Here is a 15684-nt window from a genome sequence, read left to right as displayed (position 1 = left end):
TCCTTGTAATTAGATGGCTACGCACGCATACGAGTGATGCGGATAACCCCGGTAAGGGCGCGCAGTTTTTTGATCACGCGAGCCAGGTGCACACGGTCGTGCACGCTGACCACCAGTTGGACCACGCTGATGCGACCATCGCGTTCGTCCATGCTGATCTTTTCGATGTTGCCGTCGGCGGCGTTGACGCTACTGGCCAGCAGCGCAATCAGGCCGCGCTGGTGTTCCAGCTCGACGCGCAATTCGACGTTGAATTCGCCGGTAACGTCCTTGGCCCACGACAGCTGGATGCACTTTTCGGGGTTGTGGCGGATTTCACTGATATTGCGGCAGTTGTCCAGGTGCACAACCATGCCTTTGCCTGCCGACAGATGGCCAACAATCGGATCCCCCGGGATCGGCGTACAGCATTTGGCGTAGCTGAGCACCAAACCTTCTGTACCGCGAATCGCCAGCGGACCTTCAGGGCTCGGCAGCGCCTCGCCTTCGCCCAGCAGACGCCGGGCCACCACGTAGGCCATGCGATTGCCCAGCCCGATGTCTTCGAGCAGGTCTTCGATTTGCTCCAGGCGGTATTCCTGGAGCATCGCCTGAACGCGCTCGGCCGCAATCTTGTCCAGCGAGCTGTTGAAGCCGTTAAGCACCTTGTTCAGCAAGCGCTCGCCCAGATTGACCGACTCGGAGCGGCGTTGCAGTTTGAGAGCATGACGAATGTGCGTACGCGCCTTGCCAGTCACCACAAAATTGAGCCAGGCCGGGTTGGGACGGGCACCGGGAGCACTGACGATTTCGACCGTGGAGCCACTTTGCAGCGGCTCGGACAGCGGCGCGAGACGACGGTTGATCCGGCACGCAATGCAGCTGTTGCCGACATCGGTGTGAACCGCGTAAGCAAAATCGACCGCTGTGGAGCCTTTGGGCAGCTCCATGATCCGGCCTTTGGGCGTGAACACGTAGACCTCGTCCGGGAACAGGTCGATCTTCACGCTTTCGATAAATTCGAGGGAGTTGCCTGCGCGCTGCTGCATTTCCAGCACGCCCTTGACCCACTGCCGCGCCCGGGCGTGAGTGCCCGTGTGCTGCTCGTCGCCACTGGATTTGTACAACCAGTGGGCAGCGATACCGTTGTTGGCCATTTCTTCCATTTCACGGGTACGGATCTGAATTTCGATCGGTACGCCATGCATGCCAAACAGCGTGGTATGCAACGACTGATAGCCGTTGGCCTTGGGAATGGCGATGTAGTCCTTGAAACGCCCCGGCAGGGGTTTGTACAAATTATGTACAGCACCCAGCACGCGGTAGCAGGTATCGACCTTGTCTACGATGATCCGGAACGCGTAAACATCCATGATCTCGTTGAAGGCCCGGCGCTTGCCGCGCATCTTCTTGTAGATGCCGTAGATGTGTTTTTGACGGCCGCTGACTTCGCCCTGAATGCCATCGATGGCCAGGCAGTGGCTGAGCGACTCTTCAATTTTGTTGACGATTTCCTTGCGATTGCCCCGGGCGCGCTTTACCGCCTGATAAATGCGCGCGGAGCGCATCGGGTACATCGCCTTGAAACCGAGGTCTTCGAATTCGATACGAATGCTGTGCATACCCAGCCGATTGGCAATGGGCGCGTAGATTTCCAGGGTTTCCTTGGCAATCCGTCGGCGTTTTTCGCCGGACAGCACTTCGAGGGTACGCATGTTGTGCAGACGATCGGCCAGCTTAACCAGGATCACGCGGATATCGCGCGCCATGGCCATGGCCATCTTCTGGAAGTTTTCAGCCTGGGCTTCGGCCTTGGTTTCGAAGTTCATCTGAGTCAGCTTGCTGACTCCATCGACCAGATCGGCCACGGTTTCGCCGAACTGCGCGACAAGCGCTTCCTTGGCAATACCGGTGTCTTCAATTACGTCATGCAGCATGGCCGCCATCAGGCTTTGATGGTCCATATGCATGTCGGCAAGGATGTTTGCCACTGCCAGCGGGTGCGTGACATAAGGCTCGCCGCTACGTCGGCGTTGGCCGTCGTGGGCTTGTTCTGCGTAGAAGTACGCCCGGCGGACCAGATTGACCTGGTCCGGGCCGAGGTACGCCGACAAGCGATCGGCGAGGGCGTCTATGCTCGGCATGAGGAAACCTCCTGCCAAAACTTTTTACCCTTCGCCGTGCTACGTCGACCGGGCATAGGCTTAGTTCGCCTCGTTGGACTCGTCCTCGAACGCTGCGAACAGCGGTTCGTCTTCGACGATTTCAGCGTTGGCGATAAACTCGTAGCTCATCAGGCCTTCTGCGATTTCACGCAGGGCAACAACGGTAGGCTTGTCGTTTTCCCACTGCACCAGTGGCTCTTTACCGCCGGTGGCCAGTTGACGGGCACGCTTGGTAGAGAGCATGACCAGCTCAAAGCGGTTATCCACGTGTTCTAGACAGTCTTCAACGGTTACGCGGGCCATGGTCTTCCTCGTAGCAAATGCAATATGCGCGCTGCCCGGATGGGCGAGCGGACTGAACAGTTTAAAAAATCACCAGCCATTAGGGAAGCGCTGATTTTTCGGCCACTGTCCCAAAAACCTCTGTAAGCGCCAATGTAAAGCCCTTACAGGGGTTTTGGGAAGTGCTGTTTAACCGAGCAGTTCGGCCAGTAATTTGCCAAAACGCTGCTGTTGACGTTTTTGCTGGAGCCGATTGGCGCGAAAAATGGCCTTCAGGTCCTCGAGTGCCAGAGCAAAATCGTCATTGATGATCAGATAGTCATAGTCGACATAGTGGCTCATTTCACTCACGGCTTCGCGCATCCGGCCATCAATGATTTCGTCGCTGTCCTGGCCGCGGTTGTCCAGACGCTGACGCAGGGCTTCCTGGCTTGGCGGCAGGATAAAGATCGAACGCGCCTGCGGCATCAACTTGCGGACCTGCTCCGCACCCTGCCAGTCGATTTCCAGAATCAGGTCGTGACCTTCATCCAGTGTCTGCTGCAAATGGCTTTGCGAGGTGCCGTAAAGGTTGCCGAAGACCTCGGCGCGCTCCAGGAAGTCACCGTGTTCGATCATTTTCACGAACTCTTCGCGCTCGACGAAATGATAGTTCACGCCATTCACTTCACCTGGGCGCATGGCGCGGGTCGTGTGCGAAACCGAAACCCGGATCTGCGGCTCAACGTCGATCAACGCTTTGACCAGGCTGGTCTTGCCTGCGCCAGAAGGGGCAGAAACGATATAAAGGGTGCCAGTGCTGTGGTTCATGTCAGGGGATGCCTTACTCAATATTCTGTACTTGTTCACGCATCTGCTCGATCAACACCTTGAGGTTGACCGCTGCTTGAGTGCTGCGTGGATCGAATGCCTTGGAGCCCAGGGTATTGGCCTCGCGATTCAGTTCTTGCATCAGGAAGTCCAGACGGCGACCCGCAGCACCACCCGACTTGAGCACACGCCGCACTTCAAGAATGTGAGTGCTCAGGCGGTCCAGCTCTTCGGCCACGTCGCTTTTTTGCGCCAGCATGACCATTTCTTGCTCAAGACGCTGCGGATCAAGCTCAGCCTTCATATCGGCAAAACGATCGAGCACCTTTTGGCGCTGGGTGGCGAGCATCTGTGGCACCAGCTCACGCAAGGTTTCGACGTCGCCTTCAATCGCCGTCAAACGCTCGCTGATCAAACGGGCCAGCTCCGCGCCTTCGCGCTCGCGGCCGTTCTTGAGTTCTTGAAGGCCTTGCTTGAACAATGCAAGGGCCTGGGTATTCAAAGCTTGCGGGTCGCTTGCATCCGCCACCAGAACGCCGGGCCAGGCCAGCACTTCCAGTGGATTGAGCGGTGCTGGCTGCTTGATCAGGCTGGCAATGGTCTCGGCTGCGGCCACCAGTTGCGCGGCACGTTCACGGTCGACCTGCAGCGGCTTGCCAGTGGTTTCTTCGGTGAAACGCAATGTGCATTCCAGCTTTCCCCGGGAAATCCCCTGACGCAGCGCTTCACGCACCGCACCTTCGAGGTCACGGAAAGATTCAGGCAGTCGCAGGTGCGGCTCCAGGTAGCGGCTGTTGACCGAGCGCAGCTCCCAACTCAGGGTGCCCTGAGTGCCGGCGCTTTCGACGCGGGCAAAGGCGGTCATGCTATGCACCATGGACGGTACCTCGCGATTCAATGAATTAAGCCTGACGGCAATTAAGACCGCCGATTGTAACGCAGTGCAGCCGGTGGCCCCAAATGACGTCAGTCGTAAATACGTTCAACCTGATGACAAGCCGACGCGTCCTGCACCGCCATAGCCTTTCCTTTATAATGTTCGGCAGTTTTCCGTCCCGTACAGGTATCCCACATGAAACGTCCAAGTGGTCGCGTTGCCGATCAGCTCCGTCCGATCCGCATCACCCGCAACTACACCAAACACGCAGAGGGTTCTGTACTGGTCGAGTTCGGTGACACCAAAGTCATCTGCACCGTCAGCGTCGAGAACGGCGTACCGCGCTTCCTTAAAGGCCAGGGCCAGGGCTGGTTGACTGCCGAATACGGCATGCTGCCACGCGCCACCGGCGACCGTAACCAACGCGAAGCCAGCCGCGGCAAGCAAGGCGGGCGCACCCTGGAAATCCAGCGCCTGATCGGTCGTTCCCTGCGCGCAGCGCTGGATATGTCCAAGCTGGGCGATATCACGCTGTACGTCGACTGCGACGTGATCCAGGCAGATGGCGGCACCCGCACCGCGTCCATCACTGGCGCCATGGTTGCACTGGTAGACGCACTGAAAATCATCAAAAAGCGTGGCGGCCTCAAAGGCGGCGACCCTATCAAGCAAATGATCGCAGCGGTATCGGTCGGCATGTACCAGGGCGTACCGGTCCTTGACCTGGACTACCCTGAAGACTCGGCAGCCGAAACCGATCTCAACGTTGTGATGACCAGCAGCGGTGGCTTCATCGAAGTTCAGGGCACTGCAGAAGGCGCGCCGTTCCAGCCTGAAGAGCTGAACGCCATGCTCGCACTGGCTCAAAAAGGCATGAATGAAATTTTCGCCCTGCAGCAAGCGGCATTGGCGGACTAAACAGCCGGATTGATTGTCAAAGCCTTCAAACGACCCACCGGAGAACGCTATGAGTGAGCTGGACCTTTCAAAACCCCAACCGAGCCGCGACGCTCGTAAATGGGCCATGTTTTGTCACTTTTCGGCGTTTCTCGGGATGTGGTTTCCGTTTGGCAGCCTGATCGGCCCACTGATCCTGTGGCAGCTCAAGCGTGAAAGCGATCCCTTTATCGACGACCAGGGCAAGGAAGCACTGAACTTTCAGATCACCGTGGCGATTGCGTCTGCCATTTGCTACGTGCTGATGTTCATACTGGTCGGCTTCGCCTTGCTCGGCCTGGTGCTGATCGGTGCCGTGGTGCTGGTGGTGATCGCAGGCGTGAAGGCCAATGACGGGGTGGTGTACCGCTACCCCTTCACCTGGCGCCCATTGAAGTAACATATTTACCTTGTGGGTTGCGCACAAAAAAATGCCCGTATCTTTCGATACGGGCATTTTTTATGACGGCGACAAACACTTAGATAGTCAGTGTCCAGTCGTAGTCCACGATCAATGGCGCATGTTGCGAAAACCGTGGCTGACGCGGCAAGCGAGCGCTTCGTACAAAGCGACGCAAGCCTGGTGTCAGCAACTGGTAGTCGAAACGCCAGCCCAGATTAAGCATCTCGGCTTGTTCGTTGTCCGGCCACCAGCTGTACTGATCGCCCTCACGACTGACTTCGCGCAGGGCATCGACATAGCCCATGTTGCCGACAATCTCATCCATCCAGGCCCGTTCAGGCGCCAGGAAACCAGGCGATTGCTGGCTGTCACGCCAGTTTTTAATGTCGAGCTTCTGCTGCGCCACATACAACGATCCGCAGTAGATGTACTCACGACGCTTGCGACGCTGCTTATCAAGGTAGCGCGCAAAGTCGTCCATTAGCTTGAACTTCTGGTTCAAGTCTTCATCGCCATTCTGCCCCGAAGGGAGCAACAAGGTCGCGATGCTGACCTTATCGAAATCGGCTTGCAGGTAGCGCCCGTAGCGATCGGCCGTCTCGAAGCCAAGCCCAGTGATGACTGCTTTCGGTTGCAACCGCGAATACAAAGCCACACCGCCTTGGGCAGGGACTTCAGCTTCGCAGGCATAAAGAAAGTAGCCATCGAGCTGGTAAGCTGGATCGTCCAGTTCAAAGGCGGAGGCGCGGGTGTCCTGCAGGCAGATAACGTCGGCATTCTGAGCTTGCAGCCAACTGAGCAAACCGCGCTCGACTGCCGTCTGAATACCATTGACGTTCACACTGATGATCCGCATAAATGGCCCCAAAAATCACGTGCGTGTATGATACACGCGGTCTTACTAATTAGCTAAATCCGTGGTATCTGGGGCTTTTTTCATGCAAGCGTATCAGCGCGACTTCATCCGTTTTGCCATCGATCGCGGCGTCCTGCGCTTCGGTGAGTTCACCCTGAAGTCGGGGCGTACCAGTCCTTACTTCTTCAATGCCGGCCTGTTCAATACAGGTTCTGCGCTGGCTCAACTGGGGCGCTTCTATGCGGCTGCCATCGTTGACAGCGGCATTTCCTTCGATGTGCTCTTTGGCCCGGCCTACAAGGGTATTCCCTTGGCTGCGACCACGGCCGTAGCACTGGCCGAGCACCACGACCGCGACATGCCGTGGTGCTTCAACCGCAAGGAAGCCAAGGCCCACGGCGAAGGTGGCAGCCTGGTTGGCTCGCCGCTCGAAGGCGATATCCTGATCATCGACGACGTGATCACGGCCGGCACCGCCATCCGTGAAGTCATGCAGATCATTCAGGCCCAAGGCGCCAAGGCAGCAGGCGTGATGATTGCCTTGAACCGCCAGGAGCGCGGCAATGGCGAGCTGTCGGCCATCCAGGAAGTCGAGCGCGACTTCGGCATTCCGGTGATCAGCATCGTTTCGTTGAACCAGGTTCTGCAGTTCCTGGCCGAAGACGAAACGCTCAAGCAGTACCTGCCAGCTGTTGAAGCGTACCGGGCGCAGTACGGGATTTAACCCCCGCCCATAAAAAAGCCCCGCCCGGCGATTGCCGGGCGGGGCTTTTTCAGTTCTGCCTACAGCGGTTTGCTGTTGGTGATCAGCGTGCCCACACCGGTGTCGGTGAAGATTTCCAGCAACACGGCATTCGGTACACGACCGTCGACAATATGCGCAGTCGTCACGCCACCTTGCACGGCTTCCAGCGCGCAGCGGATTTTTGGCAGCATGCCGCCGTAAATGGTGCCGTCGGCAATCAGGTCATCCACCTGAGCAGTTGTCAGACCGGTCAGCACCTTGCCTTCCTTGTCCATCAAGCCTGCAATGTTGGTCAGCAACATCAGCTTCTCGGCCTTGAGGGCTTCGGCAACCTTGCCCGCCACCAGATCAGCGTTGATGTTGTAGGACTCGCCATTGGCGCCCACACCGATTGGTGCGATGACCGGGATGAAATCGCCCTTGGTCAGCATGTGCAACAGGTCGGTATTGATGTCGATGACCTCACCCACATGACCGAAGTCGATGATTTCAGGCTTGGTCATTTCTGGCGTTTGACGTGTCACGACCATTTTCTTGGCGCGAATCAGGGTCGCGTCCTTGCCGGTCAGACCGATGGCGCTGCCGCCATGACGGTTGATCAGGTTAACGATTTCCTTGTTCACATGACCGCCAAGCACCATCTCCACCACATCCATGGTTTGCGAGTCAGTCACGCGCATCCCGTCGATGAAATGACTTTCGATGGACAAACGCTTGAGCAAATCACCGATTTGCGGCCCGCCACCGTGTACCACGACCGGGTTGATACCCACGGCCTTCATCAACACGATGTCACGGGCAAAACCGGTTTTCAGTTCGTCGTTTTCCATAGCGTTGCCGCCGTACTTGATCACCAGCGTCTTGCCGACGTAACGGCGAATGTAGGGCAGCGCTTCGGACAAAACCTTGGCGACGTTGGAGGCGGCATCACGTTCGAGGGTCATTCAGGGCTCCGGTAGAACAAGTCGATCAAAACGGTAGTGGAAGATCAGGGGCCACACGCTTCAGTTGAGCGTGAAAGACGTCCTTGATGCGTTGCAGTTCGGCCTCGGTTTGGGCCTCGAATCGCAGCACCAGCACCGGAGTGGTGTTGGATGCGCGAACCAGGCCCCAGCCATGAGGGTAATCAACCCGCACACCATCAATGGATGTCAGCTCGGCGGCGTCACCCCATTGGGCGTCGTGCAGAGCGTCAATGATGCTGAATTTGCTCTCATCCGTCACATCGATATTGATCTCTGGCGTAGAAATATCGTTCGGGAAGGCCTCAAACAGCTCTTCAGCCGTCTCCTGGCGCTTGCTGAGGATCTCCAGCAGGCGCGCAGCGCTGTAAATGCCGTCGTCGAAACCGAACCAGCGCTCCTTGAAAAAGATATGCCCGCTCATCTCGCCTGCCAGCAGGGCACCGGTTTCCTTCATCTTCTTTTTGATCAACGAGTGGCCGGTTTTCCACATCAGCGGCCGGCCACCATACTCTTCGATCCAAGGCGCCAAGCGGCGTGTGCATTTCACATCGAAAATGATCTCGGCCGCAGGATTGCGTTCAAGTACATCTTGGGCAAACAGCATCAGCAAACGATCCGGGAACACCATGGTGCCTGTGTTAGTCACCACACCCACGCGGTCGCCATCACCATCAAAGGCAAGCCCTACATCAGCGTTGGTTTCTTTGACCTTGGCGATCAAGTCCACCAGATTTTCCGGTTTTCCCGGGTCCGGATGGTGATTAGGAAAGTTCCCATCCACCTCACAGAACAAAGGAATCACTTCACAGCCTAGAGCCTCGATCAGTTGCGGGGCAATCACTCCCGCAGCACCGTTGCCGCAATCCACCACCACTTTCAAACGCCTGGCCAGCTTGATGTCCTGTGTAATTACATCAGCGTAGGGCGAAAGAATATCTACACGCTCGATACTGCCCTCGCCCCAGCTCAGATCGTTGGTTTTCAAACGCGTGTGCAGTGCCTGAATTTGTTCGTTGGCCAGAGTATCGCCCGCGATTACGATTTTAAATCCGTTATAGTTCGACGGGTTGTGGCTGCCCGTGAGCATCACCCCCGACTTACCAGCCAACACGTTAGCCGCGTAATACAGCGCAGGCGTTGGTACCAACCCCACATCGCTGACCTTGCAGCCACTGTCCGCCACACCCTGGATCAAACGCTCGACCAGCTCAGGGCCGGACAAACGACCGTCCCGACCCACTGACACATTGGACTCGTCCTTGGCCAGACTCTCGGCTCCAATGGCTCGGCCAATCCAATACGCAGTTTCGGCGGTCAAGGTTTGGGGGACCACGCCACGAATGTCGTACGCGCGAAAAATGCTGTCAGGAAATTGGGGGGCGACCGAAGCTTGGCTAATCATTGCAGTGGGGACTCCATGTTCTGAGGATTCGGGAGGGGGCGACATCAATGTGGACAACAAAGAGGGTAAATACATCTGCGTGAATTTCATCCTGAATTACCACGCCGAACTGATCAGGCCAGGCAGAGCGCCTGACCTGATATTGCACGGTCAGAGCTTGCCTGAGTGACCAAAGCCGCCAGCACCGCGCTGGCTTTCGTCGAACTCTTCGACCAGCTCAAAGTGCGCCTGCACCACCGGCACCAGTACCAATTGAGCAATGCGCTCGCCGATAGTGATGTTGAAGGCGGTCTGGCCACGGTTCCAGCACGACACCATCAGTTCGCCCTGGTAATCGGAGTCGATCAGGCCGACCAGGTTGCCCAGCACGATGCCATGCTTGTGGCCCAGGCCCGAGCGCGGCAGGATCAGGGCGGCAAGGCCGGGATCGCCGATATAGACCGACAGGCCCGTCGGGATCAGCAGGGTCTGGCCTGGCTCCAGAACGGTGTCTTGTTTAAGCATGGCACGCAGGTCCAGGCCTGCGGAGCCTGGAGTGGCGTACTGCGGCAGCGGGAATTCGTTACCAATGCGTGGATCGAGGATCTTGGCTTGCAAAGCGTGCATACGAGTTAAACCTGGTTCAGACGTTCGGCGATAAAAGTGATCAGCTGGCGGGCAATCTTGCCCTTGCTGGTCTGGGCAAACACAGTGGCGTGCAGTTCGCGGTCAATCACGCTGCACGCGTTCTCCTCACTGTTGAAGCCAATGCTGGGGTTAGCCACATCGTTGGCAACAATCAGGTCGAGGTTTTTGTCTTTGAGCTTGCGGGCAGCGTAATCGAGCAGATGCTCGGTTTCTGCGGCGAAGCCGACACTAAAAGGGCGATCAGGACGCGAAGCGATGGTGGCCAGAATGTCTGGATTGCGCACCATCTGCAGCAACAAGCCGTCGCCCTTGGTAGGGTCTTTCTTGAGTTTTTGCGGGGCGACTACTTCCGGGCGGTAGTCCGCAACAGCAGCAGAAGCGATAAACACGTCACAAGGAATCGCCGCCTCACAGGCAGCGAGCATGTCACGGGCACTGACCACGTCGATGCGGCTGACCCGATCAGGGGTCGGCAAATGAACCGGGCCGGTAATCAGGGTCACGCGGGCACCCGCTTCAACCGCCGCTTCGGCCAGGGCAAAGCCCATTTTCCCGGAGCTGTGGTTGGTGATGTAACGCACCGGGTCGATGTTTTCCTGGGTCGGGCCTGCGGTAATCAGTACGTGCCTGCCGGTCAGCAGCTGACGCTGGAAACACTCGGCGGCGCAGTGCACCAGATCATCGGCTTCGAGCATGCGGCCAAAGCCCACATCGCCACAGGCCTGGCTCCCGGAGGCCGGGCCAAACACACGCAGACCACGGCTTTCAAGCAGCCGTATATTGGCCTGGGTGGCCGGATCACGCCACATGGCCTGGTTCATCGCCGGCGCAATGGCCACCGTTGCATCAGTGGCGAGCACCAGCGTGGTCAACAGGTCATTTGCCAGGCCTTGGGCAAGGCGGGCGATCAGGTCAGCGGTCGCAGGTGCAATCAGCACCAGATCGGCCCACTTGGCCAGTTCGATGTGGCCCATGGCTGCTTCAGCCGCAGGGTCGAGCAAATCCAGATGAACGGGGTGCCCGGATAACGCCTGCATGGTCAGAGGCGTAATGAATTCGCTGCCGCCGCGGGTCATGACAACCCGTACTTCTGCGCCTTGGTCCAGCAGACGACGAACCAGCTCTGCACTCTTGTAAGCCGCGATGCCGCCGCCGACGCCCAAAACAATGCGTTTTCGATACAGCCGCTGCATAGGCCTGCCTTTTAGTTCGATGATGACTGCGTGAAAAATGGCCAAATGCCACGCAAAAATGATGGGCTAAGATAACACAGCGCCTGCCAGGGAACAGCGGCGCCCACTCACAAGGAGGTGTTATGAGCATTCGTAATTGGCCTGCGGCGGAGCGCCCGCGAGAGAAGCTTTTGGAGCACGGCTCATCCAGTCTTTCCGACGCCGAGTTGCTGGCCATTTTCTTGCGCACGGGGGTTTCAGGCAAAAGCGCAGTCGATCTGGCCCGTCATTTACTCACTGAATTCGGCAGTTTGCGGGCCTTGCTGGAAGCCGACCTTCGCGGATTCTGCCGCCATCTCGGACTGGGGCCCGCCAAGTTCAGCCAGTTGCAGGCGGTACTCGAAATGAGCCGTCGCCACCTGGCAGAACGCCTGCGCCGGGACAGCGCTCTGGAAAGCCCGCAAGCGGTACGGGATTATCTGAAATCGCTGCTGCGCCATGAGCCTCATGAGGTCTTTGGCTGCCTGTTTCTGGACTCCAAACACCGCATGCTCGCCTTCGAAGTGCTCTTCAGAGGCTCGATCGACAGCGCCAGTGTTTACCCGCGCCAAGTGGTCAAGCGGGCCCTCACACACAACGCGGCAGCGGTAATTTTTTGCCACAACCACCCTTCAGGCATCAGCGAGCCCAGCCAGGCCGACCGCACGTTGACCAAACGCTTGATCCAGGCGCTGGATCTGATCGAAGTGCGGGTGCTGGATCATTTCATTATCGGCGACGGCCAACCCCTTTCAATGGTTGAACACGGCTGGATGTAGCGTTCAAGGCTTAACGCTGACCGTCGAAAAGTCCTGACGCCCAAAAGGACTCACCTGATAGCCCTGAACGTCTTTACGGGTGAGTGCGTAGGCTGTCGGATGCGCCAGCGGCAGCCACAGCGCCTGCTGCTGGATCTGCGCCTGGGCCTTCTGATACAAGGCACTGCGTTTGTCCTGATCGGTCAGGGTTTTGCCTTCGCTGATCAAACTGTCCAGAGCCTTGTCGCAATAACGGGCAAAGTTGGTCCCGGACTTCACCGCCGCACATGAAAACTGTGGCGTCAGGAAATTGTCAGGATCGCCGTTATCACCGGCCCAGCCCATAAACAGCAGGTCGTGCTCACCCGCCTTGGCGCGGCGAATCAGCTCACCCCACTCGATCACTCGAATGTCGGCCTGGATACCGATCTTGGCCAGATCGGCCTGCAACAACTGCGCCCCCAGACTTGGGTTCGGATTGAGCACGCTGCCCGTCGGACGCGTCCAGATGGTGGTTTTAAAACCGTCCTTGAAGCCAGCCTTGGCCAGGAGTTCGCGGGCTTTTTGAGGGTCGTGGGCATACCCCGGCAAATCCTTGGCGAAGCTCCAGGTTGTGGCCGGGTAAATACCGTTGGCAGCCTGGGCGCTGTTTTCAAACACGGCCTTGAGATAAGTGTCCTTGTCGAAAGCCAGATTGATGGCCTGGCGCACCTCAGGCTTGTCCAGAGGCGGATGCTGGCTGTTGATGGCCACAAACGCGGTCATGAAGGCAGGGGTTTGCGTGACCGACAACGCGGGGTCCTTGATCGCTGCCGCCACGTCCAGTGGTTTGGGCGATAGCGCAATCTGGCACTCATTGCGGCGCAATTTTTGTAGCCGCACGTTGGCGTCCGGCGTGATGGCAAAAATCAGCCCATCCACAGCGGGTTTGCCTGCGAAGTAGTCAGGATTGGCCTTGTAACGCACTACCGCATCTTTCTGGAAACGGCTGAATATAAAAGGCCCGGTGCCGATCGGCTGACTGTTCATCAGCTCCGGGGTGCCGGCTTTCATCAGTTTGTCGGCGTATTCGGCCGAGTAGATCGACGCAAAACCCATGCTCAGTGCTGGCAGAAAGGTGGAGTCAGGACGGCTGAGAGTGAAGCGAACTGTCAGCGGGTCCGGCGTCTCGATCTTTTTTATCAGCTCAGGCAACTGCAAGGACTGGGCATGGGGGAAACCGCTTTGAGCCACCTTGTGCCACGGATTCGCAGGGTCGAGCATGCGCTCGAAGCTGAAACGGACGTCATCGGCATTCAACGCTCGGCTCGGGGTGAAATAGGGCGTGCTGTGAAACTTGACGCCAGGACGCAGCTTAAAGTCGTACACAAGGCCATCAGGGGACACTGACCAGCTTTGCGCCAAACCCGGCACCAGCTTGGCGGCTTGGGCGTCAAAGTCCACCAGGCGGTTCATCAGCACGTCTGCCGAGGCATTGGTGGTACTGAGCGAGTTGTACTGCACCACATCGAACCCTTCGGGGCTGGCCTCGGTGCAAACGCTCAAAGTGGCCGCCTGTACCAAGGGGGTCAGGCAAAAGGTGAGCAAAAAGGGGACGGCAGCGAGGCGCATGATCTGTTTCCTTTACAAGTCGATGAGGCCCATCTGCAAGTGCAGTCTGGAAAAGTCCTACCCTAGTGTTCCGCTACTCAAATGACTACTTTTTAATAGCGTTTGAAGCCCCGTAGTCGCTGCCGAAGGCTGCGAAGGGTTGCGAAGCAACCCGTTTTCCCGGGTCTGTACGGACCTTTCCGCAGCCTTCGGCAGCGATTACAGGTACACACTTCGCCTGAAAATCTTCTCCCCGCGACGAGCGGTAAAACGCTTTAAGGCATAGACGCCGCGTGGATTGGCGTTAAAATGGCGGCTTCATTAATTACAGCAAATCACACTGCCTGTTGTTGCTCTTTAGTCTTTCTGGTATAAAGCAGCGCTCTTTTCTAGGGGCCCGGTTCCTGCGTTTGTAGGTGTAGCCGGTAAGACCCTTAAAGAAACGCGGCGCCTGGCGCCATGACTGAGAGATTAAGCGGCCAACCCATGCCGGGTTGGGCATGTGGTTTTAGAGGGCTGAGGCATGTCGAGAGTCTGTCAAGTTACCGGTAAGGGTCCGGTGACTGGGAATAACATTTCCCACGCAAATAACAAAACCCGTCGTCGTTTCCTGCCGAACCTGCAGCATCACCGCTTCTGGGTTGAAGAAGAGAAACGTTTTGTTCGTCTGCGCGTATCTGCTAAAGGCATGCGTATCATCGACAAGCGTGGCATTACTGTCGTGCTGGCCGAAATCCGCCGTGCTGGCAAGATCTAAGGGAGCTAATCATGCGTGAATTGATCCGTTTGGTGTCGAGCGCTGGTACAGGCCATTTCTACACCACTGATAAGAACAAGCGCACCACTCCGGACAAAATCGAAATCAAAAAATTCGATCCGCGGGTTCGCAAGCACGTGATCTACAAAGAAGCCAAAATCAAGTAATTGGTTTTTCTTCTTACAAAAAAGGCCCATATCTCACGATACGGGCCTTTTTTGTTGCCTGCGGTTTAGCTGCACTTACGCACCGTTACCGCACCCTGTTCAACCACAGCTCAGCGAGCTGAGCTTGTTGCCTTCATTGACCAACACCCTAAGGCGATAGCTGTTGAACTCCTTGGTATAGCCCTTGCCAGGGACCTCCACGCGGACCTCCCGAGCGCCGTAAGTGTTGCGCCACAACTCCACCAACTGCGGCGTCACTTCTGGTGCAACCACATAGTTGAGCGCCAGATTCTTATCGCACAGGCCCTCTTCAGCAGCCATCGCAGGCAGTGAAAACGCTGCGAGCATCATGCTTGCCGCCAGCGCGGCACTTTTGGAAACAGTAGTCTTCGACATGATTCATCCTTGTTAAAAAATCCATTGTGAGTGCGGGGGCTGACAGTGCCTGCTCGTCCATGAGTATTTGGCACCGCAACGCCTTGCCCTCCAAAGACTGGCTCACTTTGACGCCCATATCCGCGGCGACGTGTTTCCTGGTTTGTCTTTCAAGGTGCGGCAAATGCCCATAAAAAAGCCCCGCCTTCAATATCAGGCAGGGCTCTTAAAGCGCTCTGGATCAGCGGTTTCAAACCTTCTGTTCAAACACCACGTAAATCTTCCGACATGGTTCAAGCACTTCCCACGTCCCGCGAAACCCTGCCGGGATGACAAAACGATCACCGGCCCGGAGGGTCTTGGCGTTACCGTCATGGTCACGCAAGACAGAAACGCCCTGCACAATCTCGCAGTATTCATGCTCGGTGTAATTGACCGTCCATTGACCCACAGCACCTTCCCACACGCCCGCACTCATTTGTCCGCACGGGCTGTTGTAATGGTTGTGGATAACTTGTTCGGGAGCGCCCTTGAGCACCTTTTCCGGTGCCGGGCTGAAGCGGTCAGCCTGGGTGTTGGCAGTGCTGAAATCGACGATGGTTGCGATGCTCATGGTTCTTGTCCCCCCGAAATTGCGGTGTATGTGGCCAGAAAAACCAAAGTCTATGTTTATTAAAACGAACAAGCCATGCCGTTTGCGACTCATGTGTCAAATATATTGAAAGTTCCTGGGCCACTGGTTTAGGGTGACGCTTCCATTTCAATAAGAGGAGGACACT

The 15684-nt window shown here is 57.1% G+C and carries 17 protein-coding genes and 1 pseudogene; 6 read left to right on the top strand and 12 right to left on the bottom strand.

The window, feature by feature from the left end; all coding sequences use genetic code 11:
* Positions 1 to 17: 17 nt before the first annotated feature.
* The 4 genes from spoT to VSQ83_RS00155 form a co-directional block, all read right to left on the bottom strand.
* Positions 18 to 2123 (bottom strand): bifunctional GTP diphosphokinase/guanosine-3',5'-bis pyrophosphate 3'-pyrophosphohydrolase, encoded by a 2106-nt coding sequence (gene spoT, locus VSQ83_RS00170; RefSeq protein ID WP_133075066.1) that lies wholly within the window; start codon positions 2121 to 2123, stop codon positions 18 to 20.
* Between the two features lie 60 nt (positions 2124 to 2183).
* Positions 2184 to 2447, bottom strand: coding sequence for a DNA-directed RNA polymerase subunit omega (gene rpoZ, locus VSQ83_RS00165; RefSeq protein WP_016782707.1), 264 nt, complete (start codon positions 2445 to 2447; stop codon positions 2184 to 2186).
* A 168-nt stretch (positions 2448 to 2615) separates the two neighbouring features.
* The gene (gene gmk / locus VSQ83_RS00160) at positions 2616 to 3236 is read right to left on the bottom strand and encodes a guanylate kinase (RefSeq protein WP_019828193.1); all 621 of its coding nucleotides are present in this window, start codon (positions 3234 to 3236) and stop codon (positions 2616 to 2618) included.
* Positions 3237 to 3249: 13 nt separating this feature from the next.
* Positions 3250 to 4113, bottom strand: a complete 864-nt coding sequence (locus VSQ83_RS00155) for a YicC/YloC family endoribonuclease (RefSeq protein WP_133075064.1) — start codon at positions 4111 to 4113, stop codon at positions 3250 to 3252.
* 195 nt (positions 4114 to 4308) lie between these two features.
* Between VSQ83_RS00155 and rph the strand changes: the two genes are divergently transcribed.
* Both rph and VSQ83_RS00145 read left to right on the top strand, forming a co-directional pair.
* A complete protein-coding gene (gene rph / locus VSQ83_RS00150) occupies positions 4309 to 5031 on the top strand; it encodes a ribonuclease PH (RefSeq protein WP_016782701.1) in 723 nt (240 codons plus the stop codon).
* A gap of 49 nt (positions 5032 to 5080) precedes the next feature.
* Complete coding sequence (locus VSQ83_RS00145; protein WP_019828196.1) at positions 5081 to 5449, top strand: DUF4870 domain-containing protein; 369 nt, start codon at positions 5081 to 5083, stop codon at positions 5447 to 5449.
* 79 nt (positions 5450 to 5528) lie between these two features.
* On the opposite strand, the gene VSQ83_RS00140 is transcribed toward VSQ83_RS00145, so the two are convergent.
* On the bottom strand, positions 5529 to 6308 hold the full coding sequence (locus VSQ83_RS00140) for an exodeoxyribonuclease III (RefSeq protein WP_003437806.1): 780 nt from the start codon (positions 6306 to 6308) through the stop codon (positions 5529 to 5531).
* A gap of 82 nt (positions 6309 to 6390) precedes the next feature.
* On the opposite strand from VSQ83_RS00140, the gene pyrE reads away from it, so the two are divergent.
* Positions 6391 to 7032 (top strand): orotate phosphoribosyltransferase, encoded by a 642-nt coding sequence (gene pyrE, locus VSQ83_RS00135; RefSeq protein ID WP_133075063.1) that lies wholly within the window; start codon positions 6391 to 6393, stop codon positions 7030 to 7032.
* A 59-nt stretch (positions 7033 to 7091) separates the two neighbouring features.
* Here pyrE and argB read toward each other — a convergent pair whose 3' ends face one another.
* From argB to coaBC, 4 genes and pseudogenes are all read right to left on the bottom strand, one after another.
* On the bottom strand, positions 7092 to 7997 hold the full coding sequence (gene argB / locus VSQ83_RS00130; RefSeq protein WP_019828199.1) for an acetylglutamate kinase: 906 nt from the start codon (positions 7995 to 7997) through the stop codon (positions 7092 to 7094).
* A 25-nt stretch (positions 7998 to 8022) separates the two neighbouring features.
* Positions 8023 to 9399 (bottom strand): annotated as a pseudogene (locus tag VSQ83_RS00125) (phosphomannomutase/phosphoglucomutase); the annotation flags it as partial.
* A gap of 171 nt (positions 9400 to 9570) precedes the next feature.
* Positions 9571 to 10026, bottom strand: coding sequence for a dUTP diphosphatase (dut, locus tag VSQ83_RS00120; RefSeq protein WP_019828201.1), 456 nt, complete (start codon positions 10024 to 10026; stop codon positions 9571 to 9573).
* A 5-nt stretch (positions 10027 to 10031) separates the two neighbouring features.
* A complete protein-coding gene (gene coaBC / locus VSQ83_RS00115) occupies positions 10032 to 11240 on the bottom strand; it encodes a bifunctional phosphopantothenoylcysteine decarboxylase/phosphopantothenate--cysteine ligase CoaBC (RefSeq protein ID WP_326424993.1) in 1209 nt (402 codons plus the stop codon).
* A gap of 122 nt (positions 11241 to 11362) precedes the next feature.
* On the opposite strand from coaBC, the gene radC reads away from it, so the two are divergent.
* Complete coding sequence (gene radC / locus VSQ83_RS00110) at positions 11363 to 12037, top strand: RadC family protein (RefSeq protein ID WP_219262017.1); 675 nt, start codon at positions 11363 to 11365, stop codon at positions 12035 to 12037.
* A gap of 3 nt (positions 12038 to 12040) precedes the next feature.
* On the opposite strand, the gene VSQ83_RS00105 is transcribed toward radC, so the two are convergent.
* A complete protein-coding gene (locus VSQ83_RS00105) occupies positions 12041 to 13627 on the bottom strand; it encodes an ABC transporter substrate-binding protein (protein ID WP_133075059.1) in 1587 nt (528 codons plus the stop codon).
* A 502-nt stretch (positions 13628 to 14129) separates the two neighbouring features.
* Here VSQ83_RS00105 and rpmB point away from each other — a divergent pair.
* Both rpmB and rpmG read left to right on the top strand, forming a co-directional pair.
* A complete protein-coding gene (gene rpmB, locus VSQ83_RS00100) occupies positions 14130 to 14363 on the top strand; it encodes a 50S ribosomal protein L28 (RefSeq protein ID WP_019410280.1) in 234 nt (77 codons plus the stop codon).
* 11 nt (positions 14364 to 14374) lie between these two features.
* Positions 14375 to 14530 (top strand): 50S ribosomal protein L33, encoded by a 156-nt coding sequence (rpmG, locus tag VSQ83_RS00095; protein WP_003437824.1) that lies wholly within the window; start codon positions 14375 to 14377, stop codon positions 14528 to 14530.
* Positions 14531 to 14629: 99 nt separating this feature from the next.
* On the opposite strand, the gene VSQ83_RS00090 is transcribed toward rpmG, so the two are convergent.
* Positions 14630 to 14926, bottom strand: coding sequence for an I78 family peptidase inhibitor (locus tag VSQ83_RS00090; protein ID WP_133075058.1), 297 nt, complete (start codon positions 14924 to 14926; stop codon positions 14630 to 14632).
* Between the two features lie 229 nt (positions 14927 to 15155).
* Complete coding sequence (locus VSQ83_RS00085; protein WP_133075057.1) at positions 15156 to 15518, bottom strand: cupin domain-containing protein; 363 nt, start codon at positions 15516 to 15518, stop codon at positions 15156 to 15158.
* Positions 15519 to 15684 lie beyond the last annotated feature (166 nt).

Origin of the sequence: Pseudomonas sp. DSV-1 (assembly GCF_035830915.1) — a bacterium.
GTDB lineage: Bacteria > Pseudomonadota > Gammaproteobacteria > Pseudomonadales > Pseudomonadaceae > Aquipseudomonas.
The sequence above is the reverse complement of the archived record's forward strand: the minus strand, read 5'-3'. Positions and strand labels throughout refer to the sequence as shown.